The organism is Dongia sp. (genome assembly GCF_041906375.1).
GTDB lineage: Bacteria > Pseudomonadota > Alphaproteobacteria > Dongiales > Dongiaceae > Dongia.
In genome coordinates this window covers 391,370-408,023 of record NZ_JAYRJJ010000003.1, presented here as the reverse complement: position 1 = coordinate 408,023, position 16,654 = coordinate 391,370, and the positions used below count along the sequence as shown (strand labels likewise).

Genomic DNA, 16,654 nt, shown 5'->3' with positions numbered 1-16,654 from the left:
CCCCTGGACCACCCCAACTTCGCCACAATCCAGTCCTGCTTTCGCCCTTGTCGCCGCCGATCCTCCCTGCCCAGGGGACAATCAGCAACAGGGGCGCCATCATGCGCAGGCAAATTCTCATCACGCATATTCTTTTGTCGTCGGCATTGATTTTGAACGCCTGCGGTGCGGAGCACAACCAGACGGCCGATATGCAGGCCGCACCCAAGGTAAAAGCCGTATCGGAAACAAGTTCGAACGATGCGGCCGGCATAGCCGGAACCGGAGTGACCGCCCCCGACGCACCGGTCGAGACGCGCGAGATAGAGCCGGCTTCAGCACTTGGGATAACCGCACGAGCGGTGCCGGGGCAGCCCGAGAATTTCACTGCGAACATCTATCCGACGCAATCGCTGAACACCGAAATCTATGCGCATAGCGATGACAATCCCATCAAGCGCGCGGCGGAGGAGTCGGTTTCGACCTTCTCCATCGACGTCGATACCGGCTCCTACGCCAATCTTCGCCGCTTTTTGATGAACGGCCAGAAACCGCCGGCCGATGCCGTGCGCGTCGAAGAGATGCTGAACTATTTCAGCTATGACTACAAAGGCCCGCGTGATGCCAGCATCCCCTTCCGCGCCGATGCCGATGTGATGACGACGCCTTGGAATCCGAATACCAAGCTGCTGCGCTTGGCGATCAAAGGCTATCAGACGCCGCTTGACCATCGCCCGGCTGCCAATCTCGTCTTCCTGATCGACGTCTCCGGCTCCATGCAGGACCAGGACAAGCTGCCGCTGCTCAAGGCCGGCATGAAGATGCTGGTCGACCAGCTGGACCCAGAGGACAAGGTTAGCATCGTCACCTATGCCGGTTCGGCGGGCCTCTTGCTGGCACCCACGCCAGGCAGTGAGAAGGAAACGATCCGCGCCGCCATCGACGGGCTCGATGCCGGCGGCAGCACGGCGGGCGGGGAAGGCATCGCCCTGGCCTATGCCAAGGCACGCGAGGCAAAGGTTGAAGGCGGCATCAACCGCATTCTCCTGGCGACCGATGGCGACTTCAATGTCGGCGTCACCGATATCGATGCGTTGAAGGAGATGATCGAGGAGAACCGAAAATCCGGCATCGCGCTCTCTACGCTCGGCTTCGGCGAAGGCAACTATAACGATGCCCTGATGGAGCAGATCGCCGATGTCGGCGATGGCAGCTATGGCTATATCGACTCGCTTAACGAGGCAAAGCGGCAACTGGTCGACGGCCTGCAGGCCAATATCGAGACCATCGCCAAGGATGTGAAGGTGCAGATCGAGTTCAACCCGGCTGTCGTCGCGGAATACCGCCTGATCGGCTACGAGAACCGCGCCCTCAGCCGTGAGGATTTCAACAACGACAAGAAGGATGCCGGCGAAATCGGCGCCGGCCACAATGTGACGGCGCTTTACGAGATCGCGTTGGTCGGCTCGAAGGGCCTCAGCACTGATCCCCTGCGCTACCAGGATGAAGGCACGACACCGGACCTGCCCACCAAGGCAGAGGAGTTCGCCTTCCTGCGCATCCGCTACAAGGCTCCAGATGGCGACGCCTCGAAGCTCATCGAGACGCCGCTGCCCACCGCCTGGCTTGCCCGCGACCGCCCGCCGGTAACCGATGACAATTTCGCCGCCGCCGTCGCTGCCTTCGGGCAGTATCTCAAAGGCGGTGACCGGCTTGGCTCCTTCGGCCTCGGTGAGATCGCCAGCCTCGCTCGCGCCGGGCGCGGCCAGGACGAAAGCGGCGAGCGCGCCGAATTCATCAACCTGGTCGAACTGACCGAGGCGCTGAACGGAACCGCCGCCAAAAATTAGCTGTGGACAGGACAACCGAGTTGGGATCAAATGGGGAACAAATACATCCATAAAGCGTATTTCATTCAGGAGACGAAACCGCGATGGAACGCAATAGCTGGCCCATCTGGGCGCTGGTCGTCTGTGGTGGGATCGTCGCTTTGGCGCTCATCGGCAACAGCCTTTCCAGCCTCGACGAGGTCGATGGCACGCGGCAGCTGATCTATCTGCTGTTGCTGCTGAGCATGGTCGGCGGCGGCGCCCTCTACCGCTTCAGGACGGAGACGCGCACCGCTCTCTCCCAGCTTGCCATCTGGGTGGCACTGCTGGCCGGCCTCACCTTGGCCTATTCATACAAGGACGATTTTGCCACCCTCGGTCAGCGCTTCGCGGGCACGCTCGATCCGCGTGGCGGTGTTGCCACGGGTGAGCAGAGCGTCAGTTTCACCCGCGCCAGTTCAGGCCACTACGAGGTGAGGGCCAGCCTCGATGGCGTCGCGATCACCTTCTATGTGGATACTGGCGCAAGCGCCATCGTCTTGACGCCACAGGCCGCCGAACGCCTCGGCTACGATCTCGACAAGCTTGCCTACAATATGATGTCGGAAACCGCCAACGGCTATGGCCGCTCGGCGCCGATCCGCATTGACGAACTGGTCATGGGCCCGATCGTCATGCATGACGTGCCGGCCCATGTGAATATGACAGGGATGTCTCACTCGCTGCTGGGGATGGAATTTCTGTCGCGCCTCAAATCGCTGCATATCGAGGGCGACACGCTCACCATCGAACAGTGATCAGCGCTGCAGAACCTGGCGGCAGGCACTTTCGCGGGCCTGCCAGCCTTTGCGCTGCAGTTCCGGCTCCAGATGATCCTCGGCCGGCAGTCCCAGGCATAGATAGGCAACGAAGCGCCAGTCGGCCGGCACGTCGAGGCTCGCCGTCGCCGCCACCGGATCGATGATCGACACCCAGCCGAGGCCCAAACCTTGCGCCCGCGCCGCTAGCCAAAGCGTGTGGATGGCGAGAACCGTCGAATAGCGCAGGGTCTCCGGCATGGTCAGGCGACCGAGGCCGGCGCCTTGCGGTGTCGTCTCGTCGCAGAACACGGCAAAATGGCGCGGCGCCTCGCGCAGGCCCGCCAGTTTCAGGCGTGCATAGAGTTCAGCCCGCTCGCCCTCATAGCAGGACAAGGCGGCTTCGTTGGCGCGTTGGAAATTGGCGATGATCGCCGCCCGGCGCTCCGGCGCATCGACGCTGACGAAACGCCAGGGCTGCGCATTGCCGACCGAGGGCGCCAGATTGGTGAGGTCCAGGAGATGCTCGACCGTCTCCGCCGGAATCGGGTCGGTCCTGAACTGGCGCACATCGCGGCGCCAGGCCAGCAATGCTTCGAATTCGTTCTGGAATTCCTTGCCGAAGCTTCGTTCCGTCATGCCGCCTGCGAGTGCTGGTCCACCAGGGTGACGATCCCCGCCATGATGGCATTGAGATCGTAATCCTTGGGCGTATAGACCCGCGCCACGCCGAATTCCAGCAGCCTTTTTTCATCGTCCGGGGGAATGATGCCGCCCACCACGACCGGCACGTCGGCAAGGCCAGCCGCGCGCATGCGGCTCATCACCTCACCCACCAGGGCGATATGCGAGCCGGAGAGGATGGAAAGCCCCACCACATGCACGCTTTCCTCCAGCGCCGCGTTGACGATCTGCGCCGGGGTGAGGCGGATGCCCTCATAGACCACTTCCATGCCGGCATCCCGGGCCCGCACGGCAATCTGTTCGGCGCCGTTGGAATGGCCGTCGAGCCCGGGCTTTCCCACCAGAATCTTGATGCGCCGGCCCAGCCGCTTCGAGGCGGCATCCACGGCCTTGCGCACATTTTCAATGGCGACACTGTCCTGATTGATGCTGGCGCGCGCCACGCCCGTCGGCGCCCGGAACTCGCCGAAGACGCGACGCAGGGTCTCGCCCCATTCGCCGGTGGTAACACCGGCATGGGCGCAGGCGATCGAGGCTTCCATGATGTTGCGCCCAGCCCGTGCATCGGCTTCGAGCGCCACCAGCGCCTTTGCGCTCGCCGCATTATCGCGCGCGGCACGCCAGGCGTTAATGGCCGCCACCTGCTCCGTCTCCGCCTTATCGTCGATGGTGAGAAACCCGCCATCGCCGGCGCTGAGCAAGGGTGACGGTGCGCTCTCGGTATATTTGTTGACGCCGACGACGGTCTGCTCGCCGCTTTCGATGGCAGCGAGGCGCCGGGCATTCGATTCCACCAGGCGCTGCTTCATATAGCTCGATTCAACGGCCGCTACCGCGCCGCCCATCGCATCGATACGCGCCAGCTCCTCGCGCGCTTCCGCCTTCAATGCCTCGACCTTCCTGGTGATCTCGACCGAGCCGTCGAAAATATCGCCGTACTCAAGCAGATCCGTCTCATAGGCCACGATCTGCTGCAAACGCAGCGACCATTGCTGATCCCAGGGCCGCGGCAGGCCCAGCGCTTCGTTCCAGGCCGGCAATTGCACGGCGCGCGCACGCGCGTTCTTCGACAAGGTCACCGCCAGCATCTCGAGGAGGATGCGATAGACATTGTTCTCCGGCTGCTGCTCGGTGAGGCCGAGGCTGTTCACCTGCACGCCGTAGCGGAAGCGGCGCAGCTTCGCATCCTCGACGCCATAGCGCTCGCGGGCGATCTCATCCCACAGCTCCGTGAACGCGCGCATCTTGCAGATCTCGGTGATGAACCGCAGGCCCGCATTGACGAAGAAGCTGATCCGTCCCACGACCTGCGGGAAATCCGCCGCCGGCACCTGGCCGCTCGCCTTCACATGATCGAGCACCGCCACCGCAGTCGCCAGCGCATAGGCCAGTTCCTGCACCGGCGTGGCACCCGCTTCCTGCAGGTGATAGGAGCAGACATTGGTCGGGTTCCATTTCGGCACCTCGCGATAGGTAAAGCTGATCACGTCGGTAATCAGCTTGAGCGAGGGTTCCGGCGGGAAGATATAGGTCCCGCGCGAGAGGTATTCCTTGATGATGTCGTTCTGCACCGTGCCTTGCAGCGAGGCGCGCGGCGCGCCCTGACGTTCAGCGGCGGCGATATAAAGCGCCAGCAGCCACGGTGCCGTCGCGTTGATGGTCATCGAGGTGTTCATCTCGGCCAAGGGCAGGCCGTCGAACAGCGCCATCATGTCGCCCAGATGGCTGATCGGCACGCCCACCTTGCCGACTTCGCCTTTGGCTAGTGGATGGTCGGAATCGTAACCGGTCTGGGTCGGCAAATCGAAAGCGACGCTGAGTCCCGTCTGCCCACGTTTGAGATTGGTGCGGTAAAGCTCGTTGGACGCCTTGGCAGAAGAATGGCCGGAATAGGTCCGGAACAGCCAGGGTTGCTCTTTCTTCGGCGCCGCACTCATGGTCACTCCCACCCGAACTTGTTTTTGTGCGGCGCAATATAGAGGGGAAATGCTGCGGGGCGCAAGATCAGGCCGAATGCGGCCACAGATTTATAATATTATTAGCCATCATAAGGCGCATCTTCCTCCCAGCGTGGCAACTGATCGTCGATTTTGAACCAGGAAATCTGATCGCTGACCCAGCCATGACCCTGCGGGACCAGGCTTGAGGCATCGTCGACCGTCCCCAGCATGATGCCGATCGATTGGCCATCCGGGTCGGTCATATAGACGGGCGACCCGCAATCGCCGCAGAAATGCCGGGTGGCGCGGGGCGATGAACGGAATGCCTTGGCCGCGCCGCGCGTGATCTCGAACTGTGCCGGCTTCACCTGCGCCCAGGCCGTGACCGGCGCCCCGCTCCAGCGCCGGCAGGTCTCGCAATGACAGTAATCGACCACGGCATCAAACGGGTCGAACCGGTAGCGCAGGGCACCGCAGGCACAATGACCAGTGAGATACATTCGCCCTCCATCGAATCCCGGCATGAGATGCCCGCTCACACCGCCTTCAACGCATTCAGCAGATCATCAATGAGATCGTCCGGATGCTCCAACCCCACCGAAAGACGGATGAGGCCTTGCGTGATACCTTGGCTCTCTTTCAACTCCGGCGCCAGGCGCTGATGGGTCGACGTCGCCGGATGGGTGGCGAGCGACTTTGAATCGCCGAGATTGTTGGAGATCAGCACCAGTTCCAAGGCATTGAGGAACTTGAACGCTTCCTTCTTGCCGCCGGCAAGGTTCAGCGACAGCATGGTGCCGCCGGCGCTCATCTGCTTCTTCGCGAGATCCGCCTGCGCGAAGCCGTCCAGCGTCGGATAGCTGACATCGGCGAGCTTGTTATGGCCTTTCAACGCCTGCGCGATCTTCAAGGCGCTGTCGCATTGCTTCGAGACGCGCAGATCCATCGTCTCCAGGCCTTTCAGCAGGATCCACGCATTCATTGGGCTGAGGCTGGGGCCGGTATGCCGGATGAAGGGCTGCAGCGTCTCGTTGATATACTTCTCGCTGCCCAGGATGACGCCGCCCAGGCACCGCCCCTGCCCGTCGATATGCTTGGTCGCCGAATAGACCACGACATCGGCACCCAGCGTTAAGGGCTGCTGCAGCAAGGGTGTGGCGAACACGTTGTCGACCACCACTGTGGCACCCGCCTTATGCGCCAGGTCAGAGACGGCCTTGACGTCGACCAGGCGCAGGCCCGGATTGCTCGGGCTCTCCAGGAACACGGCCCTGGTCGGTTTGGAAAGTGCCGCTTTCCACTGCTCGATCTCGCGACCGTCGACGAACACCGTCTCGACGCCCCATTTCGGCAGGATGTCGTTGAGGATGAAATGACAGGACCCGAACAGCGCGTCCGAAGCAACGATCCGGTCGCCGGATTTCACCAGGCTCGCAATGGCCGCAAACACGGCGGCCATGCCAGAGGACGTGGCGCGCGCAGCCTCGGCGCCCTCAAGTGCCGCCATGCGGCCCTCGAACATCGCGACGGTGGGATTGCCGAAACGCGAATAGACGAAACGCGGCTTGCTGTTGTCGAACGCCGCCTCGGCCTCTTCGGCACTTTCGTAGACATAGCCGGACGACATGTAGATCGTCTCGGCCGTCTCCTTGAACTGGCTGCGGAGTTGGCCGGCATGCACCAACTTCGTGGCCGCTTTCCAGCTCGGTTTGATGTCGCGCTTTACAGTCATGATCGCCTCGCACGGCCCCATCCAGGAATTCCCAGATTCCGGGCACAAAAAAACCTCGACCGAACTAAGGCCGAGGTTGCGCGATTGATCGCCTTCCTGGACCTTTTAGCGTTTGGTTTTACGTGGCCGCAATCCGGCACAAATCACCACGGACGATCAGGCAAGCCCAACCGTCGGCGCCTGTTAAGCCACGATTGGCACCGGCCTGTCAAGCGCCTGGACAACATGGCGGCATCTTGTCCGGGCATGCCCCCTCCTCTATCAATAAGCGTGATGAATGACAGTAATTGATGGGGAAAATAGATGAGCGAGATCAGTCCCGGTCATAGCGGCAGCACGGCCCAGATGGGCTTCGCCTCCCGCGCCGCCGAACCGGTGCGCAGCCATTTCGTCTATGACGGGCGGTTGGGCGAGCTTTATTGGATCTTCATCAAGAATATTCTTCTGATGATCGTCACCCTCAGTATCTGGCGCTTCTGGGGCAAGACGCGCATCCGCCGCTACCTGTGGTCCCGCACCAGCCTTGCCGGTGACCGCTTCGAATATACCGGCACCGGCGGCGAGCTCTTCGTCGGCTTCCTCATCGTCATGATCACCTATGTGCTGGGTTCGATCGGCATCCAGGCCATCGGCATCGCCTTGGAGCCGGGTTCTCCCGTGCTCATCGTTCTGCAGCTGGGCGTCTCCTTCCTCATTCTCTATCTGGTCTTCGTCGCGCAGTATGCGGCACAGCGCTACCGCCTCACCCGCACCCTGTGGCGTGGCATCAGCGGCGGCATGACCGGCTCGGCCTGGAAATGGGGATTGAAGGGGATGTGGTTCTCCATCCTCTCGCTCCTTTCCCTCACCCTCGCCTGGCCCTGGGCACAGATGCGTTTGCTGAGTGACCGCATCAACCATTCCTACTTTGGTGACGCCAAAGCCAGCGCAACATTAAAATCTGCAAATGTGTACGGGGCATACTTTGTCTCGCTCGCGGTGTTTCTTGTTACCTTTCTGATCGTCGGCGGCTTTGCCGGGTCTATCTATGCATTGATGAAGCTAGGCGGCATTGCGAGTGCGCAAATGGAGGGGCCAGGTTCCAATCCTGAGATGGTCGCAGCCTTCCTCCCCGTGCTGGTGATCTTGATCGCCTATGTCTTTGTTGCGCCAATCGCCTACAGTTTCTACATGGTTGCTGTGGCTCGAGAAGTGGCTTCGTCCCTCGAACTTGGTGGACTTCGTTTTGCAACGCCTATCACAACGGGTCGCTTGGTCAGCCGTTATTTCTGGAACATCGTGATCATCGTCTTCACGCTCGGCCTGGGCTTGCCGATTGCCATCCATCGCACCATGTTGTTCCTGAGCCACAATATCGTATTGGTTGGCGAGATCGACGGCTCGGAAATTACCCGCGCCGAATTGCCACGACCGAAATTCGGCGAAGGCCTGCTGGAGGCGTTCGATCCTGGGATATTGTAATTAGACTGGGACAGCGCAGCACCCCCTGGCCCCGCAATAGCGAGGGGGGGTTCCTGTTGGATGAGACTGAACACGAGGACCATCTTGCCTGAAGACCGTTATTACGATGGCCATACTGCCACCGCGCATCGCATCGTCATCACGCTGGCGGGTCCCACGCTCGTCATCGGCTCCGGGGAAAATCCCGGTCTCGCGCGTTGGCCCGCGAATGACATGCGCGTCATCGATGCCAATAAGGTGACCGGGGCCATCAATTTCGGCCTGGTCAGCGATCCGGCTCCGCGTCTTGTCCTGCACGATTCCCCTGTCCGGCAGGAATTGCTTGACGCCAACCCGCGTCTCAAACATTGGCAATCGCGCGCGATGAAGCGCGGCTGGTCGGTGGGCCTCGCCTGGACGCTGGTCGGCCTCCTCATCGCCACCGGCTGCTATTTCGCCTGGCGCGATGGCAGCGCGTACCTTGCCCGCTTCGTCCCAAAGACCTGGGAACAGCGCCTGGGCGCCCATATCTACAAGGCCATCACCAAGAACCTCACCGTCTGCGATGGCACCGCCGGCAAGGCCGCGATGCGCCAGCTGGTCGACCGCCTCGCCCCGCCGGCCTTGCTGAAGGACGCCGCCAAGAACCAGGACGGCATCACCATCGACGTGGTCGATCTCAAACTGCCCAACGCCTTCGCCTTGCCCGGCGATCATGTCATGGTGACGAGCGGCCTCATCGAACTCGCCAGCTCGCCCGATATGGTCTCCGGCGTCGTGGCGCATGAAATCGGCCATCTCGACCTGCGTCATCCAACGCAGAGCGCCATCAGCAATCTCGGCATCAGCGCCACAATCAGCATCATCTTAGGCGGTTCCGGCGTCGGCGATGTGGCAACGCTCCTCACCGTCATGTCCTATTCCAGGAAAATGGAGCAGGAGGCCGACTATCGCGGCCTCGAACTCCTCAAAGCCGCGGGCCTGCGCGCCGACGGCATGGCGACCTTCTTCAAGGTGATGAAGGACAAGTTCGAAAAGGATGGCGACAGCATCATCCCCGACTGGCTCGCCAGCCATCCCGGCCTCGCCGAACGCGCCGAATACACCAAGGCCGACACCACCGGTCACACCGCAATGACCGACGCCGACTGGCAAAGTGTGAAGGATATCTGCAAGGCGAAGTGACGCAGCCCGTTCAAGCGCAAATCGCGCGCAGATTGGCGCCAAGCGCATCAGATAGCGGAGGCACGCGATGTTCGTCGACGATCCGCTTGAGATCCGCATCGATCCGCTCGAACAGTTCCTCATCCGCCCGGTCGCTGTTGCTCAAGGGAATGTTCGGCCCGAAATAGCGCGAATTCCACACCTGCGACCGGCAATGCCGGGCGGTGTGGATCTGGCCCAGGAAGTTGCCGCGCGGGCCTACCTCTCGCGCGATGTCGAGCGCCAATTGTTCGTCGTCGACAGCGATCCCCTGCCACAATTTCCTGAGCAGCATGGCGAGATCGTTGGAAAGCAGAAGCGCCTGCAGCGAATAGGTCAGGCCCTGGTCGAGCGAGCCCAGATAATGGCAGGTGGCCGGGCGGCTGAAAAAGGCCTGCATCAGGCTGGAGGAGATTTCCCACACGGCATCCTGATTGAAGCGTCGCGCCACCGACGACCCGGCGATGCTGGTGAGCGATGGCAGGCCCAGATGGCGGCGGATTTGGGCGATCGCCAGTTCGCCAAGCGACGCCTGCGCGAAACTGCCGATGGCACCCGTCGCGGGCTCCATGAAATTGACATCGGAACTGCCGATGCAGAACGCACCCGGCTGCACGGCCTGTGCCAATACCATGCCCGCAAAATCGGTCGCCAGGCAGTGCGCCAGGCAGCCGGCGAGCGTGATCGGCGACGAAGCGCCGCCGATGGCGACCGTGCCGGTCGAGACAGGCACGCCGGCACGGGCCGCCAGGACGATCTGCTCGATATGGCTGGCGGCATAGCTCAGCGGCAATGGCGTCACGATCTGCAGGAAATAGGGTTTCGCGCGCAGGGCTTCAGCATTGCCGCGGATGACGGTCGCCATCTCGATTGCCTTCGCCAGCGAGGCAGCATTCTCGCAGAGGTAAAACAGCGGCTTCTCCGTGTTTTCGGCAAGGCAGAGGAACTCGTCAACCTCGCCCGCCGCATCCGAGCGCGCGACATTCTTGCAGGCGACGCAAACCCCATCGATATAGGGCAGCGCATCGGCCACCCGCGCGATCATGGCCAGATCCTCGCGTGTGCTCTCGCGCGGCTCTCCCGTCACCGGATCGAACACCTTGATGCATGTCATGCCGGGAATGAACCAGGTATGCGCGCAATCGATGTCGAGCGCCGCGCTGCCGCTCCGGTTCCACAGCTTCACCGCGCGCGCCGCGCTTTCCAGGGCCTGACGCGTGACCGCGATCGGAATCCGCACGATCCCGTCATCGCTCACATCGCACCCAGCCTGGCGCAGGAGAGCGTCAGCCTCCGTCCCCGCCTCGAAACACGCACCGCTTTCCGCGAGCAGGCGCATGGCGGCATCCAGAATTCGTCCGACATCCGTGGGCGAGAGCGGATTGTAGGGCTCGCTGGCGGCTGAATGCAGGCCGGCACCCCCCGTGGCAGGGTCATCCCGAAGGTCGGATTTACGCGATAAGCTCCTGCGCATGCTGTCCTCCTGACTCGATATTGAATGAATGTTCAATCAAGTTCAGTTGCAAGGGAAGACAAAAGTCTGGGTGGCGGCTATTCGGCGCAGGAAGCAGGATGGGCCGCGAGACGAGGTGCCGCTTCCGGTCCCAAATTCGAAACCGAGCCGAAACGGCGCGATTTCCTTTTCCTTTCGTTTTGCGCCGCACCGGCATAATTTGTAATATAATTTCATGATCTTTCGGTGATCCGGGCATTTATTTGCACTTAGAACATGCTTAACGAATTTTTGTAACACACCCTACTTGACTGTGCTGCAACCGCGAAGGCAGACTGGCGCTGATGCTGCAATGGCTAAGTTGCCCGCTGAAGAGGCACCGCCCGCAGCGCCAGCCAAGGATGGGAAGACAAATCATGAGTGAGACGGCCAAGGTCGTAGCGATCGAAACCAAATCCGGAGACGGCAAGACGGCAGCAGCCCCGAAGGCCGCGCCGCTGACCGGCAAGAACATCTACGAAATCGGCGAGATCCCGCCCTTGGGCTATCTGCCGCCGCAGATGTACGCCTGGGCCATCCGCCGCGAACGCCATGGTCCGCCCGAGCAGGCTATGCTGGTCGAGGCCGTCGAGACCCCGCACCCGGATCAGGATGAAGTCATCGTCATGGTGATGGCGGCGGGCGTCAATTACAACGGCGTCTGGGCGGGCCTCGGCAAGCCGATCTCGCCGTTCGACGTGCACAAGGCCGAATATCACATCGCCGGGTCGGACGCCGCCGGCATCGTCTGGGCCGTCGGCTCCAAGGTGAAGCGCTGGAAGGTCGGCGATGAAGTCGTCGTGCATTGCAATCAGGACGATGGCGATGACGAGGAATGCAATGGCGGCGACCCGATGTTCTCGCCCAGCCAGCGCATCTGGGGCTATGAGACGCCGGACGGATCCTTCGCCCAGTTCTGCAAGGTGCAGGGCCGCCAGCTGATGGAACGCCCCAAGCATCTCACCTGGGAAGAAAGTGCCTGCTACACGCTGACACTTGCCACCGCCTATCGCATGCTGTTCGGCCATCGCCCGCATATCCTGCGGCCGGGCCACAATGTGCTGATCTGGGGCGCCTCGGGCGGCCTCGGCTCCATGGCCGTGCAGCTCTGCGCCACGGCCGGCGCCAATCCGATCGGCATCATTTCCGATGAATCGAAGCGCGAATTCGTCATGTCGCTGGGTGCCAAGGGCGTCATCAACCGCAATGATTTCGATTGCTGGGGCCAGCTCCCCGACGTCGACGACAGCGCCGGTTATGCCGACTACATGAAGAAGTGCCGCGCCTTCGGCAAGGCGATCTGGGACATCACCGGCAAGGGCGTCGACGTCGATTTCGTCTTCGAACATCCGGGCGAGCAGACCTTCCCCGTCTCCTGCTTCGTCGTGAAGCGCGGCGGCATGGTCGTCTTCTGCGCCGGCACCACCGGCTACAACCTCACCTTCGACGCGCGCTTCGTCTGGATGCGTCAGAAGCGCATCCAAGGCAGCCATTTTGCGAACCTCCTGCAGGCCTCTCAGGCCAATCACCTGGTCGTGGAACGCCGCATCGATCCCTGCATGTCGGAAGTGTTCGGCTGGGACGACATCCCTGCCGCCCATACCAAGATGTGGAAGAACCAGCACAAGCCCGGCAATATGGCGGTGCTGGTGCAGGCCAAGCGGCCGGGCCGGCGCACCCTCGAAGACTGCATGGAGGAGTAAGTGTCCGCCGTGTTGCGTGAAGAAGGAGCGGCGGTGTCGCCGCTCCTCTCAGACCTGCTTGTCCGCTGCCGGAAGAGCCTCACCGGCGCTCAAATCATTCTCGAGGAAGTGCGCGGCCGCCTGATCGGCCGCGTCACCGCCGGCGGCAAAGTCGATGCCAAGGCGCTCGATACCCAGCAGTTCATTGCCCATGGCTATTCCTGGCTCGCCACCTATGTGACCGCGCTGGAACAGATGCTGGCCTGGGCCGAGCGCCTCGACGCCAGCGCACGTTTGGGTGAGCGCGAACAGCTCATCCTGCAGATCGCCTATGGCGAATACCTCTCGCAGATCAAAGGCGGCTGGCCGATGAGCCAAGGCGAGATCGTGCGTCTCGCCGATTATGGCCTCGATGCCGGTTCCGCGAAATTTGACGATGTGCTGATGAGCGGCGGCAACAGTGCTGCTGCCCGCGCGCACCTTGCCGACCTGATCATCGACAGCGAATTCGGCGAAGCAGCACTCGACGATGAATCCCTCGCCATCGTCCGCGACCAGTTTCACGCCTTTGCCGCCGATCATGTCGAAGCGGCGCATCAATGGCATTTAAAGGACGAGCTCATTCCGCTCGAGGTCATCGAACAGCTTGCTGAAATGGGCGTGTTCGGGTTGACGGTGCCGGAGGAATTCGGCGGTTCCGGCATGGGCAAGCTTGCCATGTGCGTGGTGACCGAGGAGCTCTCGCGCGGCTATATCGGCTTAGGTTCACTGGGCACGCGCTCGGAAATCGCCGCCGAACTCATCCGCCTTGGCGGCACCGAGGAACAGAAGCAGCATTGGCTCCCGAAGATTGCCAGCGGCGAGATTCTGCCGACCGCCGTCTTCACCGAACCCAATACCGGCTCGGACCTCGGCTCGTTGCGGACGCGCGCGGTGAAGGATGGCGACGTCTACCGTGTCACCGGCAACAAGACCTGGATCACCCATGCCAGCCGCACCGACGTGATGACGCTGCTGGCGCGCACCGATCCGAACTCCAGCGACTATCGTGGCCTTTCCATGTTCCTCGCCGAAAAGCCGCGTGGCACCGCTGACGACCCCTTCCCCGCCAAAGGCATGAGCGGTGGCGAGATCGGCGTCCTCGGCTATCGCGGCATGAAGGAATATGAACTGGGCTTCGACGGTTTCGAAGTCAAGGCTTCGAACCTGCTGGGCGGCAAGGAGGGCGAGGGCTTCAAGCAGTTGATGGCGACATTCGAAAGCGCCCGCATTCAAACAGCGGCGCGTGCCGTCGGCGTCGCGCAATGCGCCATGGAACTCGGCCTCAAATATGCGCGCGAGCGCGAGCAGTTCGGCGCACCCATCTACAGCTTCCCCCGCATTCACGGCAAGCTCGCCTGGATGGCGGTCGAAACCATGATGGCCCGCCAGCTCACCTATTTCGCTGCCCGCGAAAAGGACAGCGATCGCCGCTGCGATATTCCGGCCGGCATGGCAAAGCTTCTGGGCGCCCGCGTGGCCTGGTCGAATGCCGACAACGCGCTGCAGATCCATGGCGGCAATGGCTATGCGCAGGAATACAAAATCAGCCGCGTGCTGTGTGACGCGCGCATCCTGAACATCTTCGAAGGTGCCGCCGAGATCCAGGCCCAGGTCGTGGCCAGGGGACTCTTGAGCGGACGCAACTGAGCCGGGGCGATTGACGCGCTCAGTCGATTGACAGGCGCCACGGAACTGAACGATCATTCAATTCTTGAATGCTTGTTCAGTTCCAAAGGCGTTTTCCCATGGCTGGCGATCCCCGTTTCGACCTCCTGTTCACCCCCTTCAAGATCGGGCCGGTCACCGCCCCCAACCGCTTCTACCAGGTGCCGCATTGCTCGGGCATGGGGCATGAGCGGCCGCACATCCTCGCTGCCATGCGCAAGACCAAGGCGGAGGGCGGCTGGGGCGTGGTCAATACTGAGTATTGCACCATCCACCCGAGCTCCGACGATGCGCCCTACCCCATCCAGACTCTGTGGGACGATGACGACATCCGCCAACACGCATTGATGACGGAAGCGGTGCATGCCCATGGATCGCTCGCCGGTGTCGAACTGTTCCTCGGCGGTCAGCGCATGGCGAACATGGCATCGCGCCTGCCGCCGATGGGATTGGAGAGCCTGCCGGTGCTGACCGGCGATCCGCTGCAGACCCGTGCCCTCGACCGGCAGGATATCGCCGATATCCGCCGCTGGCATGTGGAAGCAGCCAAGCGCGCCGTCACGGCGGGGTTCGACATCGTCTATGTCTATGCGTGCCATCATTACCTGCTGCACAGCTTTCTCAATAAAGAAAATCGGCGAGCGGATGAATATGGCGGCTCGGTCCTCAATCGCGTGCGCATCGTGCGCGAGCTGCTGGCGGCGGTGAAGGATGCAGTCGGCCACAAATGCGCAACCGCCTTGCGTTGGTCGTCGAACAGCGAACGCGCCGAAGACCAGGACGATTGGCTGGAGATGACCAAGAGCCTCGACGGCCTGCCAGACATCTGGGACCTGACGGTGAACGATTACAGCATCGAGATGGGACCATCGCGCTTCATCAAGGAAGGCGCGCTCGAGGCACAGGTGCAGAGCATCCGGCAATTGGTGACGGGGCCGATCGTGACGGTCGGCCGCTACACCTCGCCGGAATCGATGCTGCGCCTCATCAAATCCGGCACCGCCGATTTCATCGGCGCGGCGCGGCCGTCGATTGCTGACCCGTTCCTGCCCAACAAGATCCGGCAAGGCCGCTTCGACGATATCCGCGAATGCATCGGCTGCAATATTTGCTATGCGCATAACTCCCGCGGCGTCCCCATTCGCTGCACGCAGAACCCGACCATGGGCGAGGAATGGCGGAATAACTGGCACCCCGAGATCGTCACGCGCGATGCAACGACAGAACGCGTGCTGATCATCGGCGCGGGGCCAGCGGGGCTGGAAGCGGCACGCTTGCTGGGCGCCCGCGGCTACGATGTGGCATTGGCGGAAAAGTCGCGCGAGCCCGGTGGCCGTGTCACATTGGAATCGAAACTGCCGGGCCTTGCCGAATGGGCGCGCGTGCGCGATTGGCGGCTGGGGCAGATCGCTAAGATGCCCAATGTCGAACTGTTCCTTGAAAGCGAGATGGGCGCCGCCGACGTGCGCGCCTTCGATGCCGCGCATATCGTCTGCGCCACGGGCAGCGCCTGGCGCAAGGATGGGATCGGACGATCGGCACTGATTTCGATGCTGGACCCGGCCGATCCCGCGATCATTGCACCGGAAGACATCATGCGCGGCCATGTGCCGAAGGGGCCGGTCGCCATCTATGACGATGACGGCTACTATTTGGCCGCAGGCCTCGCCGACCGGCTGCGCGCAAGCGGATGCGAGGTGCATTTCGTTACCAGCGCCGGCGTCGTGGCGCCCTGGATGAGCTATACCGGCGACCAGGCCGCGACCCATGCCCATCTGCTGGCGCAAGGCATCACCTGCCACTTCAACAAGAGCCCGACCGGCTTCGCGCCGGGCAGGCTGGAACTCGGCTGCGTCTATGGCGGCAGCGCCACCGTGATCGACATCGCAAACCTCGTACCGGTCACGTCTCGGCAACCGAACACCGCCCTGTTCGAGGCCTTGCAGGCAGATGGGAGAACCATGCAAAGCATCGCCCGCATCGGCGATGCAGAGGCGCCGGGCATCATCGCCCATGCGGTCTATGCGGGCCACCGCTTCGCCCGCAATCTGGGCCGCGACCCGCGCGCCGCAGCGACGCTGCGCGATCGCGGTGCAGGGCTGTTGCTGACAAGTGTGATGTGAGCAGCCGAGCGCTTGAAAACTCAGGCTGCAAGCTATTATTTCAGCC

12 protein-coding genes and 1 riboswitch are annotated in these 16,654 nt (G+C 62.2%); of the genes, 7 read left to right on the top strand and 5 right to left on the bottom strand.

The window, feature by feature from the left end; translation table 11 throughout:
- Positions 1–101 precede the first annotated feature (101 nt).
- Entirely contained in the window at positions 102–1,829 is a 1,728-nt protein-coding gene (locus ACE3OA_RS13345) for a von Willebrand factor type A domain-containing protein (RefSeq protein WP_374311424.1), read from the top strand.
- 83 nt (positions 1,830–1,912) lie between these two features.
- Positions 1,913–2,605, top strand: coding sequence for a TIGR02281 family clan AA aspartic protease (locus ACE3OA_RS13340; RefSeq protein ID WP_374311422.1), 693 nt, complete (start codon positions 1,913–1,915; stop codon positions 2,603–2,605).
- On the opposite strand, the gene bluB is transcribed toward ACE3OA_RS13340, so the two are convergent.
- The 4 genes from bluB to metZ all read right to left on the bottom strand — a co-directional run bounded on the left by bluB (position 2,606) and on the right by metZ (position 6,961).
- Entirely contained in the window at positions 2,606–3,244 is a 639-nt protein-coding gene (gene bluB, locus ACE3OA_RS13335; protein ID WP_374311420.1) for a 5,6-dimethylbenzimidazole synthase, read from the bottom strand. It abuts the gene before it with no gap.
- Positions 3,241–5,226 (bottom strand): methylmalonyl-CoA mutase family protein, encoded by a 1,986-nt coding sequence (locus ACE3OA_RS13330; RefSeq protein WP_374311418.1) that lies wholly within the window; start codon positions 5,224–5,226, stop codon positions 3,241–3,243. The genes bluB and ACE3OA_RS13330 overlap by 4 nt, the downstream gene beginning before the upstream one ends.
- Positions 5,227–5,327: 101 nt before the next feature.
- Positions 5,328–5,729, bottom strand: coding sequence for a GFA family protein (locus tag ACE3OA_RS13325; protein WP_374311416.1), 402 nt, complete (start codon positions 5,727–5,729; stop codon positions 5,328–5,330).
- Between the two features lie 35 nt (positions 5,730–5,764).
- Positions 5,765–6,961 (bottom strand): O-succinylhomoserine sulfhydrylase, encoded by a 1,197-nt coding sequence (gene metZ, locus ACE3OA_RS13320; RefSeq protein WP_374311414.1) that lies wholly within the window; start codon positions 6,959–6,961, stop codon positions 5,765–5,767.
- 85 nt (positions 6,962–7,046) lie between these two features.
- Positions 7,047–7,121: riboswitch (SAM riboswitch) on the bottom strand.
- 143 nt (positions 7,122–7,264) lie between these two features.
- On the opposite strand from metZ, the gene ACE3OA_RS13315 reads away from it, so the two are divergent.
- Both ACE3OA_RS13315 and ACE3OA_RS13310 read left to right on the top strand, forming a co-directional pair.
- Entirely contained in the window at positions 7,265–8,422 is a 1,158-nt protein-coding gene (locus ACE3OA_RS13315; RefSeq protein ID WP_374311412.1) for a YjgN family protein, read from the top strand.
- Positions 8,423–8,506: 84 nt separating this feature from the next.
- Positions 8,507–9,586 (top strand): M48 family metallopeptidase, encoded by a 1,080-nt coding sequence (locus ACE3OA_RS13310; RefSeq protein ID WP_374311410.1) that lies wholly within the window; start codon positions 8,507–8,509, stop codon positions 9,584–9,586.
- Between the two features lie 10 nt (positions 9,587–9,596).
- Here ACE3OA_RS13310 and ACE3OA_RS13305 read toward each other — a convergent pair whose 3' ends face one another.
- Entirely contained in the window at positions 9,597–11,078 is a 1,482-nt protein-coding gene (locus ACE3OA_RS13305; RefSeq protein WP_374311408.1) for a trimethylamine methyltransferase family protein, read from the bottom strand.
- Between the two features lie 395 nt (positions 11,079–11,473).
- On the opposite strand from ACE3OA_RS13305, the gene ccrA reads away from it, so the two are divergent.
- The 3 genes from ccrA to ACE3OA_RS13290 all read left to right on the top strand — a co-directional run bounded on the left by ccrA (position 11,474) and on the right by ACE3OA_RS13290 (position 16,608).
- Positions 11,474–12,799 carry a crotonyl-CoA carboxylase/reductase gene (gene ccrA / locus ACE3OA_RS13300; RefSeq protein WP_374311406.1) on the top strand — a complete coding sequence of 442 codons (1,326 nt, stop codon included), beginning with the start codon at positions 11,474–11,476 and terminating at the stop codon, positions 12,797–12,799.
- On the top strand, positions 12,800–14,467 hold the full coding sequence (locus ACE3OA_RS13295) for an acyl-CoA dehydrogenase family protein (protein WP_374311404.1): 1,668 nt from the start codon (positions 12,800–12,802) through the stop codon (positions 14,465–14,467).
- Between the two features lie 98 nt (positions 14,468–14,565).
- Complete coding sequence (locus ACE3OA_RS13290) at positions 14,566–16,608, top strand: FAD-dependent oxidoreductase (RefSeq protein WP_374311402.1); 2,043 nt, start codon at positions 14,566–14,568, stop codon at positions 16,606–16,608.
- The last annotated feature ends 46 nt before the right edge of the window (positions 16,609–16,654 follow it).

Bases quoted from the DNA above. Each gene is read 5' to 3' on its own strand.
- ACE3OA_RS13325 (WP_374311416.1), bottom strand. From the start codon at position 5,729: ATGTATCTCACTGGTCATTGTGCCTGCGGTGCCCTGCGCTACCGGTTC.
- ACE3OA_RS13290 (WP_374311402.1), top strand. From the start codon at position 14,566: ATGGCTGGCGATCCCCGTTTCGACCTCCTGTTCACCCCCTTCAAGATC.
- ccrA (WP_374311406.1), top strand. From the start codon at position 11,474: ATGAGTGAGACGGCCAAGGTCGTAGCGATCGAAACCAAATCCGGAGAC.
- ACE3OA_RS13330 (WP_374311418.1), bottom strand. From the start codon at position 5,226: ATGAGTGCGGCGCCGAAGAAAGAGCAACCCTGGCTGTTCCGGACCTAT.
- bluB (WP_374311420.1), bottom strand. From the start codon at position 3,244: ATGACGGAACGAAGCTTCGGCAAGGAATTCCAGAACGAATTCGAAGCA.
- ACE3OA_RS13340 (WP_374311422.1), top strand. From the start codon at position 1,913: ATGGAACGCAATAGCTGGCCCATCTGGGCGCTGGTCGTCTGTGGTGGG.
- ACE3OA_RS13315 (WP_374311412.1), top strand. From the start codon at position 7,265: ATGAGCGAGATCAGTCCCGGTCATAGCGGCAGCACGGCCCAGATGGGC.
- ACE3OA_RS13345 (WP_374311424.1), top strand. From the start codon at position 102: ATGCGCAGGCAAATTCTCATCACGCATATTCTTTTGTCGTCGGCATTG.
- ACE3OA_RS13305 (WP_374311408.1), bottom strand. From the start codon at position 11,078: ATGCGCAGGAGCTTATCGCGTAAATCCGACCTTCGGGATGACCCTGCC.
- metZ (WP_374311414.1), bottom strand. From the start codon at position 6,961: ATGACTGTAAAGCGCGACATCAAACCGAGCTGGAAAGCGGCCACGAAG.